Raw genomic sequence first — 26,371 nt, forward strand, 5'->3', positions numbered from 1 at the left:
AAAAATTATATAAAATATATTTAAATTAAATAATTTTTCTTAGCACTATTTAAAAACTATAACATTATTTTACAAAATAATCAATTTCATAAAAAGAGTAGATAATCAAAGTAAGTATCTTACAACTTGATATATACATACAAGGGTCAACGCAAAAAACAAAATTATATTTCTAATAATTACTTTATTGTCATGTTCATTTCTAGACATCTTATATTTTAAATAAATTAAAGTTAAAAACACTAAAGCTAACCCAGACAAAATAATTCTAAATATATACATATACAATTTAATATTTTCAATAGTAATTATAAAAACTGGGATATAAAAAAATAAATATAATTTGTAATATCCTTTTTTATCTAGAATATCTTCTTGTAAACCATATAAGAATTCATTATCCATAAAACCATACCCTTTCAAAGCTATAATAGTTTCAATTTATAAATCTTTTAATAACATTTGAATTTCTTCTTCTACAAGGGTTCTATATTGTCCTTTTTTTAGAGTTTCATCTAAAGTTAACCCTCCAATTGAAACCCTCTTTAGGTAGATTACATAACATCCAACTGCTTTTAGCATTCGCTTTACTTGATGTTTACGCCCTTCAGAAATTATAAGATATCCAGATACAACTGGTTGATTATAGCGATTTGAATCTATGTTATAAAATTTTTTAATGTCCATTTCCTTTTCAAATTCTTTATAAGTTCCATTTCTAATTATATTTATTTTTGCAGGCTTAGTTAATGGTTCATCTTTACCTATAGAAAGTCCCTTTTCTAATTTATTAACATCATCTTCTGTTAGTGAACCTAATGCTATAAAAAAGTACTTTTTTTCAACATGTTTTTGTGGACACATTAAATGATGTTCAAAATCACCATCATTAGTAAATAGTAATAATCCCTCTGTATCCTTATCTAATCTTCCAACATGGAATACTCCATTCATATCAACTTCATCAAAATAATCAATGACTGTTCTATTAACTTCGTCTTTTCTTGCAGTAATACATCCTGCTGGTTTATGAAACATGTAATACACCTTTCCAGGATGAACAACTAATTTATCAAAATACTCAATAACATCCACATTTTCATTAATATCTATTGCTGGTTCTGTTATAACTTGTCCATTTACTTTTACAGAACCTTCTTTAATATAAATACGAACATTTTTTCTACTTCCAATTGATGATTCTGCTAAAAATTTATCTAATCTCATGTTTCTCCTTTTCTTATCCTTTGTAAAATAGTTTTAAGTGTAAATCAACTATTTTAATATACACCAGTTTTATTTCTCAGTAAAGATATCTAAATTTAAACTTTCTTTCTAAAAATAAGTATTTATAATACCTATTCAGTATATATGCATTTTTACAAATTTCAATACATATCTTTAATTATATGAACAATATAATTTTCTTAATAATTAAGTGGATTCTAAAAATTTATAATTAGGGGGTGTATTTATGTTTTTTTATGAATCATTACCTTTTACAAGTTGGCTCATGTGGTTAGTAGTATTTTTGGTGTTAATTGGACTAAATGAATTAGGTCGTAGATCTAAATATGGTGGAATTTTTCTTTTTGTTGTATTACCAATAATTCTTACTTTTGCTATATGGCCAAAAACTACTGAAGGTACAAGTGTAAACGACTGGTTCCATTATGCTAAGGTATATTCTGCACTTGCAGGATGTATTGGTTTTTGGATTATTCGTCATGTTAAAGATGTAAGTACTAAAAAATGGGTTTTATGCTTTCCACCACTTATTTTAGCTATTAATATTTGTGAAGCAGTAGCTCGTGATTTTCAAATCTATGGATTACACCTTAATAAAGAAATATTCGAAGGAATGATGACTTTAAGTGGACCTTGGAATATTATGAATGGAGTTGCTGGAATATTAAATATTATTACTATTACAGGCTGGTTTGGAATATGTATTAGTAAAGATAAAAGTAAAGATATGTTATGGCCTGATATGCTATGGTTTTGGATTGTAGCATATGATATTTGGAATTTTGCATATACTTATAATTGTTTACCTGATCATTCATGGTATTGCGGTTTAGCACTATTATTAGCTCCTACCTTTGCTGCTTTCTTTATAAAAAAAGGTGCTTGGTTACAACATCGTGCACAAACACTTGCATTATGGTGTATGTTTGCAATGACCTGTCCGAGCTTTATTGATGAATCACAGTTTGCAGTTAGATCATCACATAATTCAACTGCATTATTTATTGTAAGTTTAATAGCACTAATAGCAAATATAGCAGTATTTATATACTATGTCTATAAAATAGTTAAAACAAAACGTAATCCTATTAAAGGAGAACTTTATACTGATCTTAATAGTTATAAAGAAATTAAAGCATTATCTGAGTAATGTTATTATAATTTTAAGAGTGCCCTAAAAATTGAGAAATATTTTATGGCACTCTTTTATTTTAATTATATTATTCATATTTAAAGTATTATTCTAACTTTTTTGTTGAATTTGAAGTGATTCTGAGCATATCTCACTATTTTAGGTATCTAAGTTTTGAAATGGATAATTTTAAAAGTCAACTTGGAACCCTATAATTCACTTATTGATTATACTTTACAAATTTATAAGATTTCTATTCAATTCTTATTATTGTTACCAAGGAAAAATTTAATAGTGATATAATAAATTACAGGGGGATTTATTATATGAGTAGTTCAATTAAAGAAATTATTATTAAATTTATTTTTGTTTTTTTATTTCTTTGTATTATTGGCTATTTTATAAAATGGTTAGAAATTAATTTTAATAAGGCATTAGCAATATCCCTTGGTATAGGATTAGTTGATTTTGTAACATACACTATAAAAAATTCTAGAAATAAAACAAATTTTTAAATTCAAAAAGAGTGCTCTCCTACTGAGATGCACTCTTTGAAATAAATTTAAACTTCACTTAACAACTTTTTTTTCTTTTCAGTAAATTCTTCGTCTGTTAAAATTCCTTCTTCTTTTAATCTAGACAATTCTCTAAGTTTTTCATATACTGTGGTGCAATTATCTATTAACTGAGAATTATTTTTATCATTAACAAATTGTATTTCTTTTTCAGGAATTAAATCTTTTAGTGTATCATAGGCTGATATATGAAAAAACAACTGCTCATATTTATTATTATTAATAAATTCCAGTGTAATATCCTCTTTTTTAGATTGAGAATCCTTTGATGTTACTATTTTATTATGAATTCCTCTATCCTGTTTTAAAAAATGTAAAATATCATCTCTATGAATTTCTAATAATTTTATTATTATAGAATGATATTTATTAGCAAAACATAATTTATCATCTTTAATCCATACATATAATTCAGTGTTATTAATCATTTTTATCAAGGAAGATCTGCTACAAATAACTATCTTTGCTGTTTCAGGCACACCGTTTTTTATTATTTGCTCATTTAATACTTTTTCTAAATTATATTTTTCTAGTTTGATGTTATACTCTTTTAGTCTATTTTCAAATTTAGTTTTATATATAGTCTTATTTAATGTAAAGTTTATTAATAAGCAAATTGTAGGAATTATAATTGGAGGAATTATGATTAAGATTATAACTATAATTTTCCATGATCCATCGCTTAGCCCTAAATCATAACAAAAGAAGTTATAAAATTTCTCTTGTATGGAATCCACGAACAAAATTAGTAAGGAGAATATACCCCCAATAATAAACCCCAGACAGCCAGGTGCAACGCCCATATAATCCGGTGGAGTTGGTTCAGTATCTAATTTACTCATTTTAAATCCCCCTATTTTTATTAAATATGTATTAAATTATATATATGAATAAAATGACGATAAAATTACAATGTTATATTTACTTTTTCAATATTACTTCATGATTAAATCCTATATAACAATAAACACACTAAAAAATACCATGAATTTTCATGGTATTTGGATAACGTAAGCTTATTATTGTATATATTTAAAAATAATTGATTCCACTGCATCTATTTTAGGCGCAAATTTCATTGTGGTTACATTAGTTAGAATAATTACTTGTAAATCATATTTTAAGAAAACATGATTTATTTAAAAAAATCTCTATGGGAAACATCTAAATTTTCAATATTATTTATTTTTATATCTATACTACCACTAGCATTTTTACCAACTACCCTAACAAAATATTTTTCATTTTTTATAGCATCAAATTCTATATTTGATTTCTTATCTAATTCATTATTTTTATCTATTATATTATAATCAGAATCTAAAATCACAGTATAACATTTTCCACTATTAATCTTACTATTATCATCTATAGTTATTCTATTATTTTCTTTAGCACTTAACTCTATTAAATCCCAAGTGCCACTAAGCCCTGTAAAGTTAAAATTTATTCCATTAGGAGTATCATTCAAATCATCCATTAATTTAACTTTTAGTTCATCTGGATTCTTGCATGATAAATACCTGTCAGAACCAATATAGAAATTAGTATTTTTATAAAAAATACCTCCTATTAATGGAATTATTATTAAAATTAATACATAAATAATTGTTAATTTATTTTTCTTTATATTTTTCATAATTATCAAACTCCCCTTTTTACAATACTTATTTGTATAATATATGAAAGTTTAAAGCCCTAAAGACTTATTTTATTTTAATAAATCTTTAGAGCTATTTTTTGCAAAATATTATAGAATTTAATTTTAAAACATTTACATGTTTGTCGTTATATTATTATTTTCTTTATATTCTTTAGTAAATATAAATGGTACAAAAACAATAGCATTAATTGCTATTCCCAATAATAACATTTTCAATGTAAAGTTGGATTCATAACTTCCACCAGAAAGAGCAACTGATACAGCATTGTTTGTTAAATGAATTAATATTGGAGTCCATAAATTTTCAGTTTTCATATATGCATACCCTAAGAATATTCCTAGAAGTATACAATAAGCTATATGAAATATAACACAATGTATCGGTGTTTTTGGACTATATAATGTAAAACAAAGTGGTAAATGCCATATTCCCCAAATTGGCCCTAATATTAAAACTCCTAGTTTTTTTCCAAAAATACTTTGTAATCTTGGTTGAAGATATCCTCTCCATCCAAATTCTTCTCCAAAAAACATAATGAAAGAAAAAACTACATTAAAAAATAAACTTAAAGGTAAAGAAACCAAGGTGAAAATTAAAGTTGAAACTTTAAAAGAATCATCCGGCTGCACTATTAAACTTACACCTGCCCTTATTATAAACAGACCAACAAATATCAATAAAACTATAACAACTTTTTTAAAATTTTTACCAATTTCTAAATTTAAACCTTCAAAATCTTTATTTTTGTTAGAAAATATAACAATAGAAGAAGCAACACTAGCTATGGCAATAATACCTTGGATAGTAAAACTTAAAACTTTAGGATTATTACTAAAGAAAAAAGTACATATAAATAAAGCACAAATAGAAATTATAGTAGTTGCTATAAAAATATTAAAAAATATATTTACCGGTTTGCTAAGCTTTTCTTTATTAAAATATTTTATAGTAATAATTGTAGCAAAGGCTGGATACAGCATTTGAACTGCACCAAAATACTGAATGCTTTCTGAAGGTATTTTTTCATATAGCACAAAAAGTATGATTCCAATTAAAGCTGTAATAGCAAAATTGATTGCTAAAGCTATAGAAATCTCTTTTTTTACATTTGATGAATAGTTGTTCATTGAATCACGCTCCCTTATTTTATTGTATCAACTATATAACTATTTTACATAAAATTTCACCTTTTTACAATAAATTCAATTGATTTTTAAAATTGTTTATTTATTTTTTCCTAAATCTTAATTTCTAATTAAATATATTTCTCAACTAATAATAAGGATTTTATGTGTATTTTTAGTGTGATAAAAGTATTTATATCTACACATGTAAATAATTAAATATTTATTTGGGTATTATTATAGGATTCCAATTTTACTTTTAAAATTATCCATTTCAAAACTTGGATACCTAAAATAGTGAGACATGCTCTAAATCACTTGGAATTCAACACTATATTTTGTATAAAAATACTTTAAAGTTATTGAATAAATTTAAATTTGAGCTTGTTTCCCTATATTTTTCTTATATTCTTTAGTAAATATGAACGGTACAAAAATAATAACATTAATTGCTATTCCTACTAATAATGTTTCTAATTCAAAAGTTGCTTCGTAATTTCCACCACTAAAAATTCCTGCAAAATTATTATTTATTAAATGAATTAATATTGGTGCCCATAAATTTTCAGTTTTCATATATGCATATCCTAAAAATATACTTAAAAGTATACAATGGGCTATATGTGCTATAACGCAATATATCGGTGTTTCTGGACTGTATAATGTAAAACAAAGCGGCAAATGCCATATTCCCCAAATTGCTCCTAATATTAAAACTCCTAATCTTTTTCCAAAAATACTTTGTAATCTTGGCTGAAGATATCCCCTCCATCCAAATTCTTCTCCAAAAAACATAATAAACTCAAAAAATAAATTAAAAACTAATAAAACTGGTAAAGTAATTAGATGTATAATTAAGGTAGAAAACTTAAAAGTAATACTATTATCATGTACTAGAGCTATACACGTTGTTATCATAAATAAACTTATAAAAATTAATAAAATTATAACAACTTTTTTAAAATTTTTAGTAAATTTTAAATTAAATCTTTTAAAGGAATTATTTTCATTGGAAAATATAAGCATGATAAAAATGATATTGGATATAGTAACAATACCCTGTATAATACAGCTTAAAATTTTAGGATTATCATTAAAGAAAAAAGTACATACTAGTAATGAAATGATAGAAACTATAGTAGTTGCAATAAATACATTGAAAAATATATTTAATTCTTTATCAATTTTTCCTTTATTAAAATATTTAATTGTAATAATTGTAGCAAAGGCTGGATACAGCATTTGAACCACTGCAAAATCAGAAGTACTAGTTGTTGGTATTTTTTTATATGCTACCACTAATATAATCCCCATTAAAGCTGTAATACCAAAATTAATTATTAAAGCCATAGAAACTTCTTTTTTTGCATTTGATAAGTAATTGTTCATTTAATTACGCCCCCTTATTTTTGTAAACTATATAATTATTTTACATAATGTTTCATAAAATTACAATTTATTCAATTAACGTTTTAAACTATATTTTAAATAAATAGAATTTATGCTATCTATTTAATGAAGTTTATATTATCTAAAGTAGAAAAGTGACTATATTTAGAATAAGTTTTTTCATTCTAATATAGCCACTTTTTATTACATTTATATTTCAAATTTTTCTATTATTTCATGTAACTTTTTAGATATATTTTTAAGTTCCTCTGAATAATTAAGTAGAGTTTTCATCTTTATATTTTGCTCATCAGTAGCTGCTGATACTTCTTCTGTTGCTGCTGCAGACTCTTCTGAAACTGCTGATATAGATTGAATATTTTCAATAAATTCATTTTTAGCCACATTTATTTGTTTTAAATTATCATTTACTTGATTTATCAATACTTTTAGATTTGATATTTCCATATTTATATTTGTAAACACTTCAAATGTACTTTCCACATTCTCATTTCCTTTATTTATAGTTATATTGGTATTATTAATATCCTTTACGACTTTATCTATATCATTAATGTTTAATTTTATTATACTTTCAATTTCAGAAGCTGATTGTGATGATTGTTCTGCAAGCTTTCTTATCTCTTCTGCTACAACTGCAAATCCTTTGCCACTTTCCCCTGCTCTTGCTGCTTCTATACTTGCATTTAATGCTAATAAATTAGTTCTACTTGTTATAGATTTTATAGCATCTAATATAATATTTATTTTTTGAGAATTATCTTGTAATATTTTTGAACGTTCCACTGTCAATTCTATATTTTTTGTAATATCATTTTGCATATCTTTAAGTTGTGATATTACTTGTTTACCTTTTTTAACAGAATCCATTGTATTATTAGACTTTGTTATTACTTCTTGAGAATACTCAACAGATGCTTTAACTCTATCACCTAATTCTAAAGATAAATTAACAGTTTTTTCTAATGATGATGATTGTTCTATTGCTCCTTTTGATATTTCACCCATAGCTTGAGCTATATTACTACTTATATTGTCTGATTCCTGTGATATGCTAGTTAATTCATTAGACTTATCATAAACTTCTTTAGATGTATTAAATGCATTATTTAAAAGTAACACTATATCTTCTATCATCATATTAGTTCCGTTAGCAATCTCCAAGAACTCTTTATTATCAATTTTAGATATATCAATTTTTTCTTTAAAATTCCCATTTTTACAATTATATAAAACATCTACTATTATTTTAGATGCTTTAGTTATCCTTCTAGAGAATATAATCGTTAATATTATAGCTATTATAAATATTAACATTGTTATTATAATAGTGAATTTAATATTTGAAAGAGTTAATTTATATATATCATCATTGGATATAAACCCATATAATGAATAATTTGTGTTTTTGTTTTCTAATTTTTTTACAATATAATTTTCTCCATTTAAATTCATTGTAGATTCATCTTTTATAGACTTTAAATTCTCACCATAACTCTCTTGAGATAAGTTTTTCATCAAAAATTCTTCTTTGCTACTAGCTATTATATTATCGTCATTATATGCAACAATTAAAAATCCATTATTACCAATCTTACAATTAGAAACTATTTCTGATAACTTAGAAAGCTGTATATCTATAGCTAAAGCACCTTGTATTTCTCCTTTTTCATTAGTAATTTTTTTGATATAGTTATTATATTTGTTGATGTAAACGCATCTAAATAAGGTGGAGTAATAGCTATGCTTTCTGAATTTTGTGCATCTATATACCATTGCCTTGTTCTTGGATCATAATTTGATAGCTCTTTTTTAGGATATAATAATGTTTCTCCTTTAATTGACCCCATATATACAGAAGACACATTTTCATTATTATCTTTTATACTTTTAAATACCTTTAACGTTTTTTCCTTAAAGCTATCTTCTTTAAAGCTATCTATTATATATGGATCCTGTGATAAAATTTCTATAAATTCTGTATTTTTTAGAACTAATGTTTCAATCTCTTTTTCAACTGATAGTATATTTTTATAAGTTTCATTTATAAAAACAGTTTTTGATGCAGAATATTGAGCTTTATTTAACCCTAATCCAAGTAGACAAATAGGAATAATACTTGTTAAAATAACCATTACAATTAATTCTGTTTTTAATGTACGTATTTTCTTTTTTCTCACAATTCTCCCCTCCCAAGTAGTAAAATATTTTCTATGTTATCTATATTTATCGTTGTTTTAAAATTTTATTTTATATTATCTAATATTATATTTACATTGTTTACAATTTATTATATAAAAATAGACTACCTAACATTAGGTAGTCTAAAAAACATATACTTTTATTGATCAACAACTATAGTGTCAAATATTTTATCATGCCATGCTTGATTATCTCTATCAATAAATATCCATATATAGCCTAAACCAAAAAACAATCCTGATACCTGTTTTCCAATTAATTCTCTTAAAACCATCTTCAAAAATCCCACTGGTTGATGAGTTCTTTTATCTAAAACTTTCATCTTCAAAATTGCTTTCCCCATTGAAGTACTTTTACTCCAAAAGTAAAATTGTATTATTATTGTAGATAATATTAATACCCCTATATAAACTGCATATAATCCACTAAAAAAGCTATTTATATTTTCAGTATCTGCTATAAATATACTAGGCAATCCTATAAAAAGGCTTATTATAAGTGCTAATATAAAACTAACTAAAATATCAAGAATATAAGCCAAAAATCTTCTTCCTGGTGATGAAATCATATTTAACACCCTTTCTTTTTTACTTTTAAATAGTATTCCACTAAAAAAGGTGTTTTAATAAGGAAATATTATGAAAACAATTTAATAATCTACATCTATTACACTTACTTATTTTTACAAAATTTTCTTCATTTCTATAAATTCTGTTTCTTCTCCATTTACATTCCATATAAATTCTTCTAAAATTTCAAATTCTAAATTACTATATAGTTTTATTGCTCTTTTATTAAATTTAGCAACTAATAAATATATTTCATTGAATTTGTAGTTCTCCTTAGCAAATTTGAGTATAAATTTTAATACTTCATCACCCATTCCTTTTCCAGTTAAGTCTGGTCTCATTTGTACCCCAAAATTAAATTTTATGTTATCATCATCAAAATAGAAACAACAATTTCCTATTAATTTATTTTCTTCATTATACATAACAAATGTATCTTTTTCATTATGTATATTTAATGCCCATTGCTGTTTTTCTTTTGTTTTATCATTGTCATAAAATGAATAAATACCTTCATATCTCCATGTAGCTATGTCTTTTCCATCATACTTATTTGGTTTTCTAAATTCAATATTCATAAAAAAGCCTCCCTAAAATAAAAACTTTATACATATTTTAGCATTTAGCTTTGACTTTTTAAATCTTAAAAACAGTTATTAACTAAAGTTGAGACTACCTATAGAGTTGCAAATTTATATAAAATAGATTAGTTGTATATCTAAATTATTTTAGATTATTGCATTATTAAATTTCACAAAAAAGAAGAAGCATTTTACTTCTTCTTACAATCTAACTTAAAAAACTTTTACTTATTATCTTTTAATTTATTAATAAGTTTTTCTGGATTTACAATCTTTTTTAGTTCATATTGATTTTCATCGTTTTTTATTTTTATACTGTCTCCAGTTTCTAATGCTGTTTTCCAAAATAAATCTGGTGTAATATCCGGATTAACTTGACATGCTAAAGCATATAATCCTGAAATATATGGTGCGCACCAATTCCATCCACCACAAGGATAAAAAACATAGTCATTTTTACCAGTCTCACTTGCTACCGTTCTTGAATCCATTGGCACCAATAATATTTCATTATATTTTAAATTTTCAGCCTTATTATTGTAAAGTTCTCCTTTTTCTTCATAGAATGCTTTTCTGCACTGTTCATTTATATTATAGGATGAAACTTCATTTGGATCCTGCAAAATTCCTCTTCCTAATCCATCATATCCAAAACCATAGGTCTTGTTTAAATATGGTGTTACTACAAATATATTTGCTTCTTTTGCTCTGTCAACAGCTTCCATAAACTCCTTATATCCTTTTTGATTTTCACTTATTCCTACTGAAGCTGATATAACCCTAATTTTCTTATCCGAATCTAAACTTTTATTAATTTCTATTATATAATCAATAGATTCAGCTAGCCAAATAAAATTATATTGAACTCCATCAGATTGTGAACTTATATCTTCCCAATCAGTTGCCACATAGTATAAATTTGCTTTTGGTGCCACCCCTATATTTTTTCCTACAGCTATAGATGCTACTGCTGCTCCATCCATATTAAGATTCATTTCAAGATTATGAATTTCTTTGTAATCTTGAAGATTATTTTTATACTCATTATGATCTTTTAAAAGTTTCTTATCAATTATAGCTATTCCTATATTTTCTCCATTAATTCCTTTTTTGTGAATACTTTTTAATCCTAATCCTGGATTTTTTCCATATTCTAATACTTTTTTAGGATTATATTCATTTGGAAGCTTTTTAGTCCACTTTGTAGAAGTGTTAAAGACTGCATGTTCTAAATTATTTAACTCATTAGTTAAATCCAATTCAGATAAATCTTTATCTCTTACATCTACTTGATATGGTGAATTTATATTTTGTTCATACTTTGGCAGTGAAGAGAGCTTAGGTATAGAATTTGAAGATTTACTGCATCCATAAGTAAACATTAACATAAATGCTATTATAACAGTTAGAAATTTTTTCATCTTTTCTCACACCCTAACATCTTATTAAAATTAGCCATATAAATATGCCTTAAATATATTATATTAAATCATTGTTAAATAAATTGTTGAAAAAACATTTTCAACACTAAATAATATTTAAACCTTTTGTAACGTTTTAAATATTATTTTTATAAGACTTAATAAAAATATAAACTTTAAATTTTATCTAACTTTAAAACCAGCCCCAGATAGTTCCTTAATATTAAGGAGCTATCTTATGGACTGGCCTTTATATAACCTTTTATAATAATTTTAAGTTAAAATTTATTTTTTCTTTATGAACTATTCTTCTTATGCTTTTATCCGAAAGAAAGTATATGTCCACTAATTGATTAATAGTAGCACCTTTTAAATACATATTGTAGATTTCAGAATCTCTAGTTTGTAAAAATTTTCTCGTACCATTTTTTTCACCCCAGGATTTTTCATTTTCAAACTTTCTTGGGATATAAATACAATCTCCATCTATATATTTCTTGAATTAGTTTTATTATTTCACTTGGTAATACATCTGCTACTCAAAATATGGACAAAAATACCCATATTGAGATTTTTCCTGTTTCAATGTACTCCATTTTGCCGAAGCTACTTTAGTTTATATAGCACTCCACAGGCTTAAATTCCCATCTAGCCAACGGTACATATATAAGTATCTATTTAACGTTAGATAATCTTATATTCTTTTGCATCTCTGAGATTATATGAAGCATTTGCATCTCTATCAAAACTATAACCACACTTGCAATTATATACTCTATCTGAAAGCTTTAAGTCCTTTTTTATGCTTCCACATTTATTACAAAGTTTAGATGATGGATACCATCTACTCACTTGTCTTATTTCAATATTATTTTGATGTGATTTTGAAATAAGTTTATTTCTTAAGTCATACAATTTTTGTTGTTGTACAGCTTTAGATAAATGCTTATTCTTAATCATATTAGAAATAGCTAAATCTTCTATAGTTATAAAAACTGGTTTGTTTTTCACTAGTTCTGAAACTATTTTATTATTATAATCATTTCTAATATTATATAATCTTTGATGGATTTTCTGTACCTTAACTACTTGCTTTTGGATATTTTGTCTAGTAGCTCCCTCCTTATTATTTTTATTTCTTATTTTTAAACTTTCATATTTCCTTGAAAGTTTTCTTTGTTCCTTTTTTAATTTTCTTTCTATTTTTTTAACTTTACTCGTCTTATTTATATTTTTAAATTTTATTCCATTACTGCAAATAGCAGTATCTTTTATCCCTAAATCAATACCTATTCCACAAGAATAAGGTTTATCATTCGGTTTTATATCTTCTTCAACCAATATAGAGACATAATATCTATCTGATTTTTGACTAACTGTTCCACTCTTTACAATAGAGTTAGTTGGTATATACCCATATTCTTTTAATCTCATCCACCCAATCGTTGGTATATTAACTCTATGTCTTTCTATAGTCCAATCAGTTTTATTATTCTTAGGAAAATAAGCTTTAACATCTTTATTCTTCTTTTTCTTGAACTTAGGAAAACTTGTTTCTCCTTTAAAGAATTTTTTAAAAGCTTTTTCTCCATTCATAATAGCTTGTTTTGTAGCTTTAGAAGATACCTCTTTTATCCATTTTTTATCTTGGTTCTTAGGGATATATTCATTATTAAGCCATTTTGAAAAATCGATTCCACTTACAAATCTTTTTTCTTTTTGATAAATTTCTTTATTATGAGCAAGATAGAAATTATATATAAACCTTGATATGCCTATAGTTTGATGTATTTTTATTTTTTGTGCTAAAGTAGGTTTAATCTCTATCTTGTAAGCTCTTTTCAATTTCTTCATCCTCCTTAATCTTTTTCTTATACTTTCTAAGACCATAAATTCTGCAACTAAAAACATGTAATATTGATATTACAACAATAATACCTTTTGATTGTTGGTAGAAACTCTTGTATAAATGATTATTTTTCTTTCCATTTCTTTTTTAAAACCTTTGAATTCTAAATATTGGTCATAAGTATAATACCTTCGATTAGTAGGAGTTCTTTTTACTTTTAATATATCTTCTCTATCCCAATGCTGAAGTGTTTTTACTGATACGTTTAGTAATTCAGCAAAATCTTTTGGTTTGTAATTTGTAATATGTTTCATTTAATATACTCACTTCCTTTTATGAGTACATTTCAACACATTTTTACACTAATTTCAATAAATTTAGCAACTATTACTTAGCTCCTGCTTTAATATAAGCCATAGCTTTTCTCCTTTTTATAAATAATATAAAAGTTAGGGAAAAGGTTACTATAGTGAAATAAAACTTTTAAAATATTTTTTAAAAGTTAACTTATTTTATCATAGCAACCTCTGCTATGATAAGAAAAATAACTTTAAAGCAGTATATTTCATAAATTTATCCTCCTATTAAAATACAATTTAGTTATATTTATGATACCACATAGTATTCATTTTGCTCCTTATAATTAATTAAGTTTCATAAACTTTTTCCTTTTCTGATAAAAGTTGAACATCCTGTGCATCTCCAGCATATAAACTTTTTCTTAAAGCAATTATTGCTATAAACATTATACTAGCACAGACTAAGACTGCCATATAAGCTGGTATTTTATCATAAAGTATTCCAAAAAACATTGTTCCTAATGGTGCTATGGCCATTAATAATGAATTCATTACTGTAGACACTCTTCCTAAATATTCTATAGGGACTTGTTTTTGAATAGAAATAGATAAGGCCATATTAACTGCAGATATCATAGTTATAAATATTATACATAACATAGTTATTATTCCAAACAAAATTAAATTACTTGAGACGGATTTAACTACTATGCTTGTTGTACATATTGATATTAAAAATATCATTACTGAAGAAATAAGTACTCCTTTAAATATTAATTTTCCTAGCGGCATCTTTTTGCACATAAACGCACAAATAACTGGTGCTAAAAACATTCCTATAACTAAAATAGACTGCATCATTCCATATTGGGAATCAGATACTTTTAAAATTTCTTTACTAATATATAATAACCCTACTGATACAAATGAACTAAATGCAAAATTTAAAACCATACCTAATTTTATTATAGTTTTAATAATACTTCTTTCTTTTATAAATTTAAGACCTTCTGAGAAATCTTTTTTAAAAGATTTAAAGTTGATTTTTTCAGGTTTTTTATTAGTCTTTGGAACATTTATAAACATTTCACTTATCGCTGATAATATAAAGCTTACAGAATTTATTATCAGTACCAATTGCAATCCTTTTATTCCAAATAATATACCTGCAATACATGGCGAAATTAACAAACCTATATTCATTATAGTAGAATTTACCCCATTTGCTGCTACAAGCTCTTCTTCTTGAACAATGCTAGGTATAACTGTTGAAATTGCAGGTTGAAATAATAATTCAATAGTGGCAAGTATTATAGTTAAAACATATATACTCAGCATTGAAAGTTCTCCGTTTATAAAAAATAAAATAGCATATATCCCAATAATTATTCCATTTATAAAGTCTAAACATACTATTATTTTCTTTCTATCAAACCAATCAGCAAAAACTCCTGCTACTGGTCCTAGTATAATTTTAGGTATAACTGTTATTGCAACAACTGAAGCAAACTTAGTTGCAGAGCCAGTAATAGCTAGAACATATAGAGATAAAGCAAAACTTTGCATTTCGCTTCCGATTAATGAAACAAGCTTACCTAACATGAGCAATAAGAAATCTTTCTTTTTAAATAATTTCACGTTCATTTAAAGTAATTCCTCCTCTTTAAAACAACTGCTATTGTTAAGAATATTCTATATTTTTAAAACATTTCGATTTCTCATCTTTTGTACCTAATATTCTTATTACTATGTAAAATATTTATTTGATTAACATATTGGTATTTTTAATATATGATTTTAATCTTAAATTTTCTCATTTAATAAATTTTTAAAATCAAATTAAGACATTATAAAATTTCCATTAATTTTTTATATTTTAAACTGATATTATTAAATGTGTTCACTGTAGTATGCTTAATAAAATGTGATTATTATTAATTTTATATTTGATTGGTTTATTATATAAAAACTTAGCAAAATGTATACATGATAGTTGTATTTACAAATTTCATTATATTACTTATTTCAATGCTTACTTTTATTTGAAAAGTTTACTTTTATTTTAAATAGTTATATTCATATTATCATTTTCTTTTATTAAAGTAAACACTCTTTTATTCACTTTTTATTTTTATAATATGTTTAATAACAAACAAACTGCTTTAAAACAGAATTTAACTTCTACTTTAAAGCAGTTCTTATAAATAATTTTTTAATATTTTTTTATTTTATTAAATAATTTCACTAATTCATACCACATTACTGAAATTATTGATATAATCACAACTGTACCTAATTGCTTTATACTAAGTGCTGATAAACTTAAAAAACTAGAAATTGGTGAATAAAGTATTACAGCTAATCCTAAAAATGTTCCACCTATTGCCAACCACATTACTGGGTCTTTTTTTAAATACATAAATGATTTATATGCAAAATCTTTATTAGAACTATTAACTTGAACAAGTAATATATTAGAAATTATTATTATAGATAATCCCATAGAGCGAGCTACATTAGCACTAAGTGGATTATTCTTTAAACTTATATAATACGTTCCAAAAGAAGCTGCAAATAAAACTAATCCTTGTATTATACTTTTGATTAAAATTTTTGAAGTTAATATTCCCTCATTCGGATTACGAGGATTACGATTCATAATATCATCTTCTGCACGTTGTCTTTCTAATACTATCGAACAAGTTGGATCTATTACAAGTTCTAAAAGTACTACATGTACTGGTAGTAATAATAAAAGTGATGATTTAATACCAAGAAGTGGTCCTAATAAAGATGCAAAGGCAATTGGTATATGAATTGTAAATATATATCCAATGGCTTTTCTTATATTATCATAAATTCTTCTTCCATCTTTAATAGTATCAACTATAGTTGAAAAATTATCATCTAATAAAATTAAATCTGCTGCCTCTCTTGAAACTTCTGAGCCCTTTTTCCCCATAGCTATTCCAATGTCTGCATATTTCAAGGCTGGTGCATCATTTACCCCATCACCAGTCATTGCAACAACTTCTCCATTTTCTTTAAATGCTTTTACTATTCTCATTTTATGCTCAGGTACAACTCTTGAAAAAATACTAACTTCTTTAACTCTTTCTCTAAGAACTTCATTACTCATACTGTCAAGTTCATCACCAGTAATGACTTCATTACTATGTGGAATACCAACCTGTTTTGCAATAGAACTTGCTGTTATTCCATTGTCACCAGTAATCATAACTACTCTTATACCTGCTTTAATACAGTTTTCTATATCACCTTTTATTGATTCTCTTGGTGGATCCATAAATCCTATTAATCCTAAAAATTCTAAATTACACTCTTCTAAAGTAGTTGGTATATTTGATTTATCCTCAATATCCATTTTACCGATAGCAATTACTCTTAATCCTTTAGAAGACATTGAATGTATCTTTTCTTCTACTTTTTTATTTTCTTCTTGCTTCAAATTACATAAAGTTAAAATTTTTTCTGGTGACCCCTTAGCTGCTATAATAACTTTTTTATCTTTTTCCCATACGTGACCCATCATTTTATTTTCATTAGTAAATGAATATTCATAAATTAAATTTCCGCTAAATAAATCTTTTTTACTTATATCATTATCTTCACAATATTTAAGCATAGCATGTTCCATTGGATCATAAGCATCAGTTTCACAAGCCATTCCCATAACATAACTTAACTCTTTTATATCGCAATTTAAAGTCCATGTGTCACTTAGTTCCATCTTATTCATTGTAATTGTCCCAGTTTTATCTACACATAATATAGATACAGCTCCTAAAGTTTCAACTGATGGAAGTTTTCGAACTAAAGATTTCTTTTTTGCTAATCTCCAAGCTCCCATAGATAAAAACACTGTTAAAATAACTGGAAACTCCTCTGGTATCATTGCCATAGCTAGAGTTATTCCAGATAATATACTCTCAATAATCCTATCTTTTAAGCTATGGTCTGAAAGATTTATATACGTTATTACACAAACTAATAAGAATAAAACTGCTGCTATTATTGCACAAACCTTTACTAATTTTCCAGTTTGTTTCTGAAGTGGTGTAGGCATATCTGGTGCTTTTGCTATATCAATACCTATCTTCCCATATTCAGTGTCGGCTCCTATTTTATCTACTAAAACTATTCCACTACCTTGGGTAACTAAAGTACCTGCATAACAATAATCTTTTTTCCAATAGTCCTTATTCTCGCTATCATCTGTACATTTCCATACACCTTCAGCTTCACCAGTTAAAGAAGATTCATTTACACAAAGATCACTAACTTTAATTAGTTTACCATCTGCAGGAATTTTCACACCTTCATTTATTATCATTAAATCCTTTGGAACCAAGTCTTCACTATTTATAATGCATTCTACTCCATCTCTAATCACGGTTATATTGGGAGCTGATAAATTTTTAAGTGCACTTAAAGTTTTATCTGTTTTCCATTCTTGAATGACATCAATACTAATTATTCCAACTACAAATATTAACATTACTAGTCCATCTCGCGGTTCACCTAATATAAAGTATATGATTGCAGCTAAAATTAAGAGTAAAAACATAGGCTCTTTTAATACTTCTAAAATTTTTAGAAAGAAACTTTCTTTTTTCTCAGGTATTAGCTGATTTTTGCCATACCTCTCTTGAGCTTTAATTACCTCTTCCTTAGTTAAACCTTTAAAATCATTTACCTTTTTTTGTTCTGTCATAAAAAGTTACCTCCGTTAATTCTTGATTTATCAAGAATATTTTGTTTGATAGCTCTATGGCATTGCATTAAAGATCTTATTTGTTTTATTGTTCTAAAGGTAGACAAAAAACACCTGTAGAACAATAAACTGTCCCACAGGTGTTTTTATAATCCTGTTGCCAATTAAGGCCCGGCTCCATAAACAAAATAATTCATCGGCCTGATCAGTTTGTACTGTAGATTTATATGCAGTGCAAAGAGATTACATATTATTATATGTGATAAACAAAATAGTTTCTACAACTTAACAAAAATTTTATTTTTTTAATAAAATAATCTCTAATTTACAATGTATAGATTCAAATATAATTTTATATTCTATATAAATAAATTAACCATTTCTCTAGTGATTTATTCTTTGGTTATATTAGTTTTCAATTTTGATTTTAGTTTACATTTATTTTTATATACTTAATTTAAATTATGTAAACTAATTGTATTTTTTAAGTAATTTAAAGTTTTCTACGTATATATATCTAAAATTTTTTACTCAAAATTTTTTATTAAATTTAAGGTACTATAGGGAAATAAGCTCCTATTTAAATTTATTCAATAACCTTAAAATATTTTCGTACAAGATTCAGCATTGAATTCTAAATGATTCGGAGCATGTCTCACTATTTTAGGTATCCAAGTTTTGTAATAGATAATTTTAAAAGTCAACTTGGAATCCTATATAATCTATATTAATGTAAGGATTTACAATAGTTTAATAATAGTATATTATTAAGTTAATAGAATTTGTCGAATAAGGAGAATCGCGGTGGAGAATTGTTTAAATTGTAATGCATCATCCTATAAAGATATTGAGGAATATAAAATCGATATAAATAATGCAATAAAAGAAATTTTAAATAATAACCAAAGGTTAAGTTTTGCTTTGGTTGTAAAGAAGGTAAAGATTACTCCTTTTGTTATAAATAAATACCCTCAACTTAGGACATATGTATTAGAAAGAATGAAATACTATAAAGAAATAAGAGTTATAGATTGTAAAATTGATAGAGCCGTTGAAAAATAATAAAATCAAATGAAAATTTAACTTTTATGGCAATAGCAAAAAATGTAGATTTTCTCTTGATACTGTTTATAAAAATGAATATATTAAAGAAAAAATTATTAATACTATTATAGAAAATAAAAACCAATTAGGTTATAAAATTATCTAATTGGTTTTTTATTATATACTACAAAATTTAATTATAATCAAAATAATAACTATTCAATAAATATTTTGATTCATATTTTATTGCATATTCCTTTAAAAGTTTTTTTATTTCTGTTAAGTCTTTTCTATTTTCTTCAAATTCCTTTATCATTTCAAAAAGGCATGTTTTTTCTTCTTCAGTAGCAACTTTTTTAAAATATCCCCATATATGATGAACTGTATTTATTACTTGACTTTTCATAGGTGTTTCTTTTATTACTATGTTTATCTTTTCATTAAATTCCTTATGTGTATAATTGTTCAAACCTATATCTTTACTTATTTCTTTATACTCTTTATAAGATCGTTCCATTACAACATATTTATATTTGGACCAAAGAATATCTATGTTTTTTCTATCTTCCTTTATTGTCAACTAAAACACCCCATTTCATATATTTAAATAAAAAAATAACCAGTAAACAAATTTGGCGACCTAGAAGGGACTCGAACCCTCGACCCCCGGCGTGACAGGCCGGTACTCTAACCAACTGAGCCACTAGGCCATATCGCAATGTTTACTGATTACATACATTATATTACATGAATATTTTATAATTGTCAATACTTTTTGGAAAGATTGTAAAATATTATTATTACATTGAGTTAATATATATTAATTTTCACTATTTATAGATTTTGCTTCATGGTAATAACATAATATAGAAGTAATAAAAGCTGCTATAATTTTTACAATTAAATCTGTTGCAGTGTCTTCAATTCCACCCTTTACCATATTAGTTTTAAATAAATAGTCTCCTACAAATTCAAACACTTCCCACATAGTACCTAATGAAATTGAAAAATTAAATGCAATAACTAATTTAAAAATAAGAAACCGTTTTTTAGTTGTTTCCTTTGTGTTTGTAATAATTCCTTGATTTAATTTTAATGCTATAAGAACTGCATAACTACCAAATATAAAGTGAATAAATAAATCCCACCACCAAAACCTCATATAAAATTTTCTAAACTCTCCAAAATATATTGTAAGTACAATAAACACTAAAGATATTAATTGAAAATTATAAGGTAATATTATATTTTTTTTATTAGCAATGCTAGTAATTATAAATGGAAATGTAATGCACACAATAGCCAATATTAAAAAATTCAACCCACTCCATTGTTTAAATATAACATTTAAAATAATAGTACCTAATAAAAATATTTCAAGTATTACTGCTATTCCAATAGTCCATTTATTATTTTTATTACTCATTTAAAATTTATTCCTTTCAAATATTATGATTTTTAAATAATTAGATATATAGGGAAACAAGCTCACATTTAAATTTATTCAATAATTTTAAAATATTTTCACATAAGATACAGTTTTGAATTTTAAGTGATTCGGAGCATGTCTCACTGTTTTAGGTATCCAAGTTTTGGAATGAATAATTTTAAAAGTCAACTTGGAACCCTATACATATACAAATTTAAAGGTTAACTTAATATATGAAAATTTGAAATTCTATAATTATTTACTTATATGTTTTCCTTTTATATAAAAAAATATAATATATAATTGCTGTATAAACTAAAAATATCCCTAAAAAATAATATTAATACTATTTTTAGAGATATTTCCTATAAAATATCATTATTTTAAATTTCAAAACAATACCTATTGATTTTTATAAATATATTTATGATGCTGTCTTAGTCTTTGATACAAAAGATTTCCCAAGCCATTTTCTTTTCTTCCATCTATTATAAACCAATATTCCTCTAAACCATTCATCTATTGCAAATGCTATCCACATTCCAACAAGTCCAAGACCCAATTTTATTCCTAGTATGTATGCAAGTCCAACTCCAAAGGTCCACATTGAAAAAATACCTATACATACAGGAAATTTAACATCACCTGTAGCTCTTAAAGATGTAATACCAACTAAATTTATAGTTCTTCCTGGTTCTAATATTAAATCTACAATTAGAACTATAAATCCAAGAGCTATTATTTCTTCATTTGATGTAAATATTCCAAGTATATGTTTTCCAAGTAAAAGAAATATAAAACTAACCGTTGTTGTAACAATCATTGCTTTTTTTAAACATTTTAAACATAATTTATATGCTAACTCCGTTTCTTCTTCTCCTACTAATTGTCCAACAAGTATACTACACCCTTGTGCCAATGATGCTGAAAATAAATAAGCAAAACTTGCAATATTAGCTATGTAGCTTTTAGTTGCCATAGAATTTATACTAATCAAATTAATAAAACCTGTAACAACTAACTGTGAAAGACTATAGGATATTTCCTCACCAGCTGCTGGAATTCCTATTATCAATATATTTTTAAAATCCTCCATTGGAAATTTTTTAAATAGGCTTAATTTAAAATCTTTCAATACTTTTTTATAAACAACTATTCCTAAGATTATAGTACCAATAATTTTACTTAAAGTTGTTGAAATGGCTGCGCCTTTAACACCTAATGCTGGTAAATTAAAGTTTCCGAATATTAATATGTAATTTAAAGTAATATTAATTATATTCATTATAAATGTTACTATCATACAAATCTTAGTAAGTCCGTGTGGTCTTAAGATTGCAGTAAAAGTCATTGAAAGTGCCTGTATGAACACAAAACCACCAACAAAACTCACATAACTGTTTCCATAAATTAAAAGCTCATCAGCTGTATTTAGAGCTTTTAATAAAACAGTTCCTCCCATAACCATTAAAATACTTATTATTATTCCAATAATAAGATTAAACACTATTGATACTATACTTACTTTAATTATATTTTCATTACCTTTTTTATACTCTTTATTATGACCAATATATTGAGACACTAAAATTGACGTACCAGCGGTTATTATTGCAAAGGTTAAATTCACCATAAACATAAGTTGATTTGCTACACCAACTGCCGCAACTGCATTATCTGAGTACCTTCCCAGCATAAAAATATCAGTTCCTCCAAGTAATGAAAATAATATACTCTCTATAAAAATAGGCCATGTAATCTTTATAAGTTTTTCTTTTAATTTTCTTTCTTCCATAAATTTATTCTCCAAACTAGTATTATTAGTTTTTAAGTTTAATTAACAAACCTTGTTTAGTATATACAATATTAAAACCTAATTCCATATACAAGAAAAAATTTTAAAAACTAAAACTTTTAAATATTTTCAAAAAATTTAAATAAGAGCCTAATTAATAGACTCTTATTTTAAGGATTTTTTATAAAAAACTCTATGATAGCTCCACGCTCTTCACTATTATAAGCTTTAATGTTTCCATTGTGCTTTTCAACTAAACTTTTAGAAATATATAGTCCTAAACCTGAATTTCCTGTAGATTTTCTTCTTGATTTGTCCCCTCTATAAAATTTAGTAAAAATATTTTTTAAATCTTCTTCATTAAACCCTTCTCCACTATCACAAATTTTAAAAAATAAGTTTTCTTTTTCATATTCCACATCAATTTGAATTTTTCCACCTTCCGGAGAAAATCTTAAACCATTTGTAATTATATTATCTAAAACTTGAGAAATTCTCAATTTATCTAAATAAAATGTAGTATTTGCATCTATATTTATTTCATTTAAACTTAATTTTATATTTTTCTTATTTGAAAATGGTAGATATTCCTCAATTTTATCTTCAAGAAAACTTTTTACATTAATTTGTTCTACTTGTAATGTAAAATCAGGATTTTCTAGTTTGGATAATAAATTTAAATCTTCTACCAATAAAACTGCTCTATTAACTGAATTTTCCATAGAGTTTAGATATCTTAATAGCCTCTCTTCATTCTTATATGAACCATCTTGCAAAAGCTCAACATGACCTTTGATAACTGTAAGTGGTGTTCTTAAATCATGAGATAATGCATTAATCATATCTGTTTTTTCCTTTTCTGTTTCCCATTGTTTAGTTAAAGTTTTATCCAACTCAACTCTCATTGATTCAAAACTTTTCATAAGTTTACCTATTTCATTGTCATAGGGATAATTTAGTTTAAAATTTAAATCTTGAACTTGTATTTTATTTGAGGCTTCAATTAACTGTTTAAAAGGTTCATTTAAGTTTTTACTTAATTTTCTACCAAATATAATACTATATATTATTATAAATATAAATGGACTAAGTAAAGTAATAACACCTAATACTGTTCCTATTAACTTTTTATGAGGATTAATGGTAGCTTTTAAATTATAATTTAAATAAACTACACCTCCTAATGTTCCATTATTACTTATTATTGGAACTACTTTTGTTACATTATTAAAAGCATTTATATCTACTGTGTTTAATTTCTTTAAAATAGAATTATTATCTTCATCTTTAATTTGTAAATTACCATAACTACTTTTATTTTTTAGATTATAAACTTTATATTTTATACCTTCAGTAGGTATTATATTTTCAAGATTTCCTTTTTCATTTTCATTTAATATATTATTCCCACACTTCATTATATAATCTTCAATTTTTGGGATTTGTCTTTCATAATAGTTTGCTGGATATAACATATTACTATTTAATATATACATAAATATTAAAAACAATATAACAAAACTTATTAAGCTAAATATTAAAGCCAAAAAAAATGTTGATATAAATTGCTTTTTTATAGAATATTTTTTAAGCATTTGTTCACCTTACTCCCTTAATTCTCCCACTTATATCCTACACCCCATACAGTAGAAATATATTTATTAGAGATATTATGCTTATTAAATTTAAAACGTATTTTCTTTATATGCTCAGCTACTGTTGAAGAATCGCCTTCTGCATCATATCCCCAAATTTTTTCATATATTTGTTCTTTTGAAAAAACTTGTCCGTTATTTAATGCTAGAAGTTCAATTATATCAAATTCTCTTTTAGTTAAAATAACTTCCTCATCTTTTAAAAGAACTTTTCTTCCTTTTAAATCAATTTTTAAATCATTAAAAATAATATATTTCTTATTCTCCATAGAAAAATTTCTTTTATCTCGCCTTATATGTGCTCCTATTCTAGCTTTAAGCCCTCTTATACTAAAAGGTTTTGTAATATAATCATCTCCACCTATAGCTAGACCCTTTAATAAATCAGCTTCATTTATTTTAGCAGTTATAAATATAATTGGACAGGAAATTGCATCTCTTATTTCAGTGCAAAACTCAAAGCCATTTTTTCCTGGCATCATAACATCTAATAATATTATATCTGGATTAATTTTAAGTTTTTCTAAAGCTTCATCACAATCCTTTGCAGTAAATACTAAATAGCCATCATCAGATAAAGCATCAGAAATTAAAGAAAGTATTTCTTCTTCATCATCAACAACTAAAACCTTTTCATTCATCTTAATTCCCCCTGAAAACAACTAATATCTTTTAGTAAATATTATCATAAAAAACTATATTTCTACAACTTTTTATAGCATCTCCAACTTGAACTACTAAAATAAATGTTTAATTATAATATTTATTTTATAAAAATACTGTTTCAGATTTACTTTTTCTACATATTATAATAACAGAGAGTGAGATATAAAATTCCAAATTAAATTTTAAACTTATTCATTTATAAAATGAGAAAACGCAAATTAATATTTTATCAATAACTACAGGTTATTTTAGTTAAGAGTTAAGAGTGAATAGTTGTGGGATTTTTCTTAACTGATAACAAAAATTTGATGTATAAATTTAAGTTATATATTGCATCCCTATATATGAGAAACAAGTTGACTTTTAAAATTATTTATTTCTAAACTTGGATACCCAAAATAGTGAGACATGCTCTGAATAACTTAGAATTTAACATTACATCTTATATAATTTTATTTAACTATATTTACTCTAAAAAATATAGTTAACCTTATATAAGTTTACTATATAGAGTAAACTTAATACTCTTTATGTTGAAATTTAGGAGGATTAATAATGTTTGTTACAATTATATGTGATATAAAAAATTCAAGACTATTAGAAAATAGACATGACTTTCAGTTATATCTTATTGATGTATTAAAAGAATGTAACACCTTATTTAAAGATTATATAGTTGCTCCTTTTATAATAACATTAGGTGATGAATGGCAAGGACTTTTAAAAGAAAATTCTCCTTACTTAGAAATATTAGATTTTTTTAAAAGTAAACTACCTTCAAATGTAAAATTTTATACAGGCATTGGAATAGGTGAAATAACAATTCATAACTTTGAACTTACTGTAAATCAGCTTGACGGCCCTTCCTTTTATTTAGCAAGAAAAGCTATTAAATACGCTAAAAGAAATCAATGCTCATTAGTGGTTATACAAGACTAAGAAATACCAATAACATTCTAATTGTTATTGGTAT

Annotated in this window: 23 protein-coding genes, 1 tRNA gene, 1 pseudogene and 1 riboswitch; of the genes and pseudogenes, 4 read left to right on the forward strand and 21 right to left on the reverse strand. The window is 25.0% G+C overall.

The genetic code is table 11. From position 1 onward, the window contains the following. Positions 1 to 441: 441 nt before the first annotated feature. A complete protein-coding gene (locus CSGHG_RS15650; protein ID WP_010297335.1) occupies positions 442 to 1,227 on the reverse strand; it encodes a pseudouridine synthase in 786 nt (261 codons plus the stop codon). 247 nt (positions 1,228 to 1,474) lie between these two features. Between CSGHG_RS15650 and CSGHG_RS15655 the strand changes: the two genes are divergently transcribed. Together CSGHG_RS15655 and CSGHG_RS15660 are read left to right on the forward strand one after the other, a co-directional pair. Then, a complete protein-coding gene (locus CSGHG_RS15655; RefSeq protein WP_010297338.1) occupies positions 1,475 to 2,398 on the forward strand; it encodes a DUF5692 family protein in 924 nt (307 codons plus the stop codon). A gap of 308 nt (positions 2,399 to 2,706) precedes the next feature. Then, positions 2,707 to 2,895, forward strand: coding sequence for a hypothetical protein (locus CSGHG_RS15660; protein WP_010297341.1), 189 nt, complete (start codon positions 2,707 to 2,709; stop codon positions 2,893 to 2,895). A gap of 47 nt (positions 2,896 to 2,942) precedes the next feature. Here CSGHG_RS15660 and CSGHG_RS23955 read toward each other — a convergent pair whose 3' ends face one another. The 14 genes and pseudogenes from CSGHG_RS23955 to CSGHG_RS15725 form a co-directional block, all read right to left on the reverse strand. Then, positions 2,943 to 3,797, reverse strand: coding sequence for an SHOCT domain-containing protein (locus tag CSGHG_RS23955; protein ID WP_010297344.1), 855 nt, complete (start codon positions 3,795 to 3,797; stop codon positions 2,943 to 2,945). 293 nt (positions 3,798 to 4,090) lie between these two features. After that, entirely contained in the window at positions 4,091 to 4,594 is a 504-nt protein-coding gene (locus CSGHG_RS15670) for a hypothetical protein (protein WP_010297348.1), read from the reverse strand. A 135-nt stretch (positions 4,595 to 4,729) separates the two neighbouring features. Beyond that, positions 4,730 to 5,746, reverse strand: a complete 1,017-nt coding sequence (locus CSGHG_RS15675) for a CPBP family intramembrane glutamic endopeptidase (RefSeq protein WP_010297351.1) — start codon at positions 5,744 to 5,746, stop codon at positions 4,730 to 4,732. Between the two features lie 369 nt (positions 5,747 to 6,115). Beyond that, positions 6,116 to 7,132, reverse strand: coding sequence for a CPBP family intramembrane glutamic endopeptidase (locus CSGHG_RS15680; protein ID WP_010297354.1), 1,017 nt, complete (start codon positions 7,130 to 7,132; stop codon positions 6,116 to 6,118). 210 nt (positions 7,133 to 7,342) lie between these two features. Further along, positions 7,343 to 8,671, reverse strand: a complete 1,329-nt coding sequence (locus tag CSGHG_RS24920; protein WP_010297356.1) for a methyl-accepting chemotaxis protein — start codon at positions 8,669 to 8,671, stop codon at positions 7,343 to 7,345. A gap of 125 nt (positions 8,672 to 8,796) precedes the next feature. Then, a complete protein-coding gene (locus CSGHG_RS24420) occupies positions 8,797 to 9,333 on the reverse strand; it encodes a PDC sensor domain-containing protein (protein WP_010297359.1) in 537 nt (178 codons plus the stop codon). Positions 9,334 to 9,494: 161 nt separating this feature from the next. Next, on the reverse strand, positions 9,495 to 9,923 hold the full coding sequence (locus tag CSGHG_RS22140) for an RDD family protein (protein ID WP_010297362.1): 429 nt from the start codon (positions 9,921 to 9,923) through the stop codon (positions 9,495 to 9,497). 114 nt (positions 9,924 to 10,037) lie between these two features. After that, positions 10,038 to 10,502 carry a GNAT family N-acetyltransferase gene (locus CSGHG_RS15700; protein WP_010297364.1) on the reverse strand — a complete coding sequence of 155 codons (465 nt, stop codon included), beginning with the start codon at positions 10,500 to 10,502 and terminating at the stop codon, positions 10,038 to 10,040. 227 nt (positions 10,503 to 10,729) lie between these two features. Then, on the reverse strand, positions 10,730 to 11,926 hold the full coding sequence (locus CSGHG_RS24425) for a S8 family serine peptidase (RefSeq protein WP_010297368.1): 1,197 nt from the start codon (positions 11,924 to 11,926) through the stop codon (positions 10,730 to 10,732). A 262-nt stretch (positions 11,927 to 12,188) separates the two neighbouring features. Next, positions 12,189 to 12,416, reverse strand: coding sequence for a CD3324 family protein (locus CSGHG_RS24430; protein WP_328284746.1), 228 nt, complete (start codon positions 12,414 to 12,416; stop codon positions 12,189 to 12,191). A 194-nt stretch (positions 12,417 to 12,610) separates the two neighbouring features. After that, positions 12,611 to 13,771: an RNA-guided endonuclease TnpB family protein gene (locus CSGHG_RS15710; RefSeq protein ID WP_010297371.1), complete on the reverse strand. Its 1,161-nt coding sequence runs from the start codon at positions 13,769 to 13,771 to the stop codon at positions 12,611 to 12,613. After that, positions 13,743 to 14,080: pseudogene (locus CSGHG_RS15715) on the reverse strand (MerR family DNA-binding transcriptional regulator). Before CSGHG_RS15715 ends, CSGHG_RS15710 begins: the two are co-directional and overlap by 29 nt. Before the next feature lie 342 nt (positions 14,081 to 14,422). Next, positions 14,423 to 15,718, reverse strand: coding sequence for an MFS transporter (locus tag CSGHG_RS15720; protein ID WP_010297375.1), 1,296 nt, complete (start codon positions 15,716 to 15,718; stop codon positions 14,423 to 14,425). Between the two features lie 568 nt (positions 15,719 to 16,286). Then, a complete protein-coding gene (locus tag CSGHG_RS15725; protein ID WP_010297379.1) occupies positions 16,287 to 18,809 on the reverse strand; it encodes an HAD-IC family P-type ATPase in 2,523 nt (840 codons plus the stop codon). Positions 18,810 to 18,936: 127 nt separating this feature from the next. After that, positions 18,937 to 19,028, reverse strand: a riboswitch (NiCo riboswitch). Positions 19,029 to 19,613: 585 nt separating this feature from the next. Here CSGHG_RS15725 and CSGHG_RS24435 point away from each other — a divergent pair. Beyond that, the gene (locus CSGHG_RS24435) at positions 19,614 to 19,871 is read left to right on the forward strand and encodes a hypothetical protein (RefSeq protein WP_010297381.1); all 258 of its coding nucleotides are present in this window, start codon (positions 19,614 to 19,616) and stop codon (positions 19,869 to 19,871) included. 175 nt (positions 19,872 to 20,046) lie between these two features. Here CSGHG_RS24435 and CSGHG_RS22145 read toward each other — a convergent pair whose 3' ends face one another. The 6 genes from CSGHG_RS22145 to CSGHG_RS15760 all read right to left on the reverse strand — a co-directional run bounded on the left by CSGHG_RS22145 (position 20,047) and on the right by CSGHG_RS15760 (position 25,373). After that, on the reverse strand, positions 20,047 to 20,433 hold the full coding sequence (locus tag CSGHG_RS22145) for a YbgA family protein (RefSeq protein WP_010297385.1): 387 nt from the start codon (positions 20,431 to 20,433) through the stop codon (positions 20,047 to 20,049). A 53-nt stretch (positions 20,434 to 20,486) separates the two neighbouring features. After that, a tRNA-Asp gene (locus CSGHG_RS15740) sits at positions 20,487 to 20,563 on the reverse strand. A 110-nt stretch (positions 20,564 to 20,673) separates the two neighbouring features. After that, positions 20,674 to 21,279, reverse strand: coding sequence for a hypothetical protein (locus tag CSGHG_RS15745; protein WP_010297388.1), 606 nt, complete (start codon positions 21,277 to 21,279; stop codon positions 20,674 to 20,676). A gap of 427 nt (positions 21,280 to 21,706) precedes the next feature. Beyond that, positions 21,707 to 23,077, reverse strand: coding sequence for an MATE family efflux transporter (locus CSGHG_RS15750; RefSeq protein WP_010297392.1), 1,371 nt, complete (start codon positions 23,075 to 23,077; stop codon positions 21,707 to 21,709). A gap of 170 nt (positions 23,078 to 23,247) precedes the next feature. After that, entirely contained in the window at positions 23,248 to 24,672 is a 1,425-nt protein-coding gene (locus CSGHG_RS15755; protein WP_010297394.1) for a HAMP domain-containing sensor histidine kinase, read from the reverse strand. Between the two features lie 17 nt (positions 24,673 to 24,689). Continuing rightward, positions 24,690 to 25,373 (reverse strand): response regulator transcription factor, encoded by a 684-nt coding sequence (locus CSGHG_RS15760; protein WP_010297399.1) that lies wholly within the window; start codon positions 25,371 to 25,373, stop codon positions 24,690 to 24,692. A gap of 580 nt (positions 25,374 to 25,953) precedes the next feature. Here CSGHG_RS15760 and CSGHG_RS15765 point away from each other — a divergent pair. Continuing rightward, complete coding sequence (locus CSGHG_RS15765) at positions 25,954 to 26,337, forward strand: SatD family protein (RefSeq protein ID WP_010297402.1); 384 nt, start codon at positions 25,954 to 25,956, stop codon at positions 26,335 to 26,337. Positions 26,338 to 26,371 lie beyond the last annotated feature (34 nt).

Origin of the sequence: Clostridium senegalense JC122, assembly GCF_000285575.1 — a bacterium.
Classification (GTDB): Bacteria; Bacillota; Clostridia; order Clostridiales; family Clostridiaceae; genus Clostridium_J; species Clostridium_J senegalense.

What these genes read in the sequence shown, in the direction of transcription:
- CSGHG_RS15650 (WP_010297335.1), bottom strand. Translation starts at nt 1,227, where the DNA reads ATGAGATTAGATAAATTTTTAGCAGAATCATCAATTGGAAGTAGAAAA.
- CSGHG_RS15655 (WP_010297338.1), top strand. Translation starts at nt 1,475, where the DNA reads ATGTTTTTTTATGAATCATTACCTTTTACAAGTTGGCTCATGTGGTTA.
- CSGHG_RS15660 (WP_010297341.1), top strand. Translation starts at nt 2,707, where the DNA reads ATGAGTAGTTCAATTAAAGAAATTATTATTAAATTTATTTTTGTTTTT.
- CSGHG_RS23955 (WP_010297344.1), bottom strand. Translation starts at nt 3,797, where the DNA reads ATGAGTAAATTAGATACTGAACCAACTCCACCGGATTATATGGGCGTT.
- CSGHG_RS15670 (WP_010297348.1), bottom strand. Translation starts at nt 4,594, where the DNA reads ATGAAAAATATAAAGAAAAATAAATTAACAATTATTTATGTATTAATT.
- CSGHG_RS15675 (WP_010297351.1), bottom strand. Translation starts at nt 5,746, where the DNA reads ATGAACAACTATTCATCAAATGTAAAAAAAGAGATTTCTATAGCTTTA.
- CSGHG_RS15680 (WP_010297354.1), bottom strand. Translation starts at nt 7,132, where the DNA reads ATGAACAATTACTTATCAAATGCAAAAAAAGAAGTTTCTATGGCTTTA.
- CSGHG_RS24920 (WP_010297356.1), bottom strand. Translation starts at nt 8,671, where the DNA reads ATGAAAAACTTATCTCAAGAGAGTTATGGTGAGAATTTAAAGTCTATA.
- CSGHG_RS22140 (WP_010297362.1), bottom strand. Translation starts at nt 9,923, where the DNA reads ATGATTTCATCACCAGGAAGAAGATTTTTGGCTTATATTCTTGATATT.
- CSGHG_RS15700 (WP_010297364.1), bottom strand. Translation starts at nt 10,502, where the DNA reads ATGAATATTGAATTTAGAAAACCAAATAAGTATGATGGAAAAGACATA.
- CSGHG_RS24425 (WP_010297368.1), bottom strand. Translation starts at nt 11,926, where the DNA reads ATGAAAAAATTTCTAACTGTTATAATAGCATTTATGTTAATGTTTACT.
- CSGHG_RS15720 (WP_010297375.1), bottom strand. Translation starts at nt 15,718, where the DNA reads ATGAACGTGAAATTATTTAAAAAGAAAGATTTCTTATTGCTCATGTTA.
- CSGHG_RS15725 (WP_010297379.1), bottom strand. Translation starts at nt 18,809, where the DNA reads ATGACAGAACAAAAAAAGGTAAATGATTTTAAAGGTTTAACTAAGGAA.
- CSGHG_RS15745 (WP_010297388.1), bottom strand. Translation starts at nt 21,279, where the DNA reads ATGAGTAATAAAAATAATAAATGGACTATTGGAATAGCAGTAATACTT.
- CSGHG_RS15750 (WP_010297392.1), bottom strand. Translation starts at nt 23,077, where the DNA reads ATGGAAGAAAGAAAATTAAAAGAAAAACTTATAAAGATTACATGGCCT.
- CSGHG_RS15755 (WP_010297394.1), bottom strand. Translation starts at nt 24,672, where the DNA reads ATGCTTAAAAAATATTCTATAAAAAAGCAATTTATATCAACATTTTTT.
- CSGHG_RS15760 (WP_010297399.1), bottom strand. Translation starts at nt 25,373, where the DNA reads ATGAATGAAAAGGTTTTAGTTGTTGATGATGAAGAAGAAATACTTTCT.
- CSGHG_RS15765 (WP_010297402.1), top strand. Translation starts at nt 25,954, where the DNA reads ATGTTTGTTACAATTATATGTGATATAAAAAATTCAAGACTATTAGAA.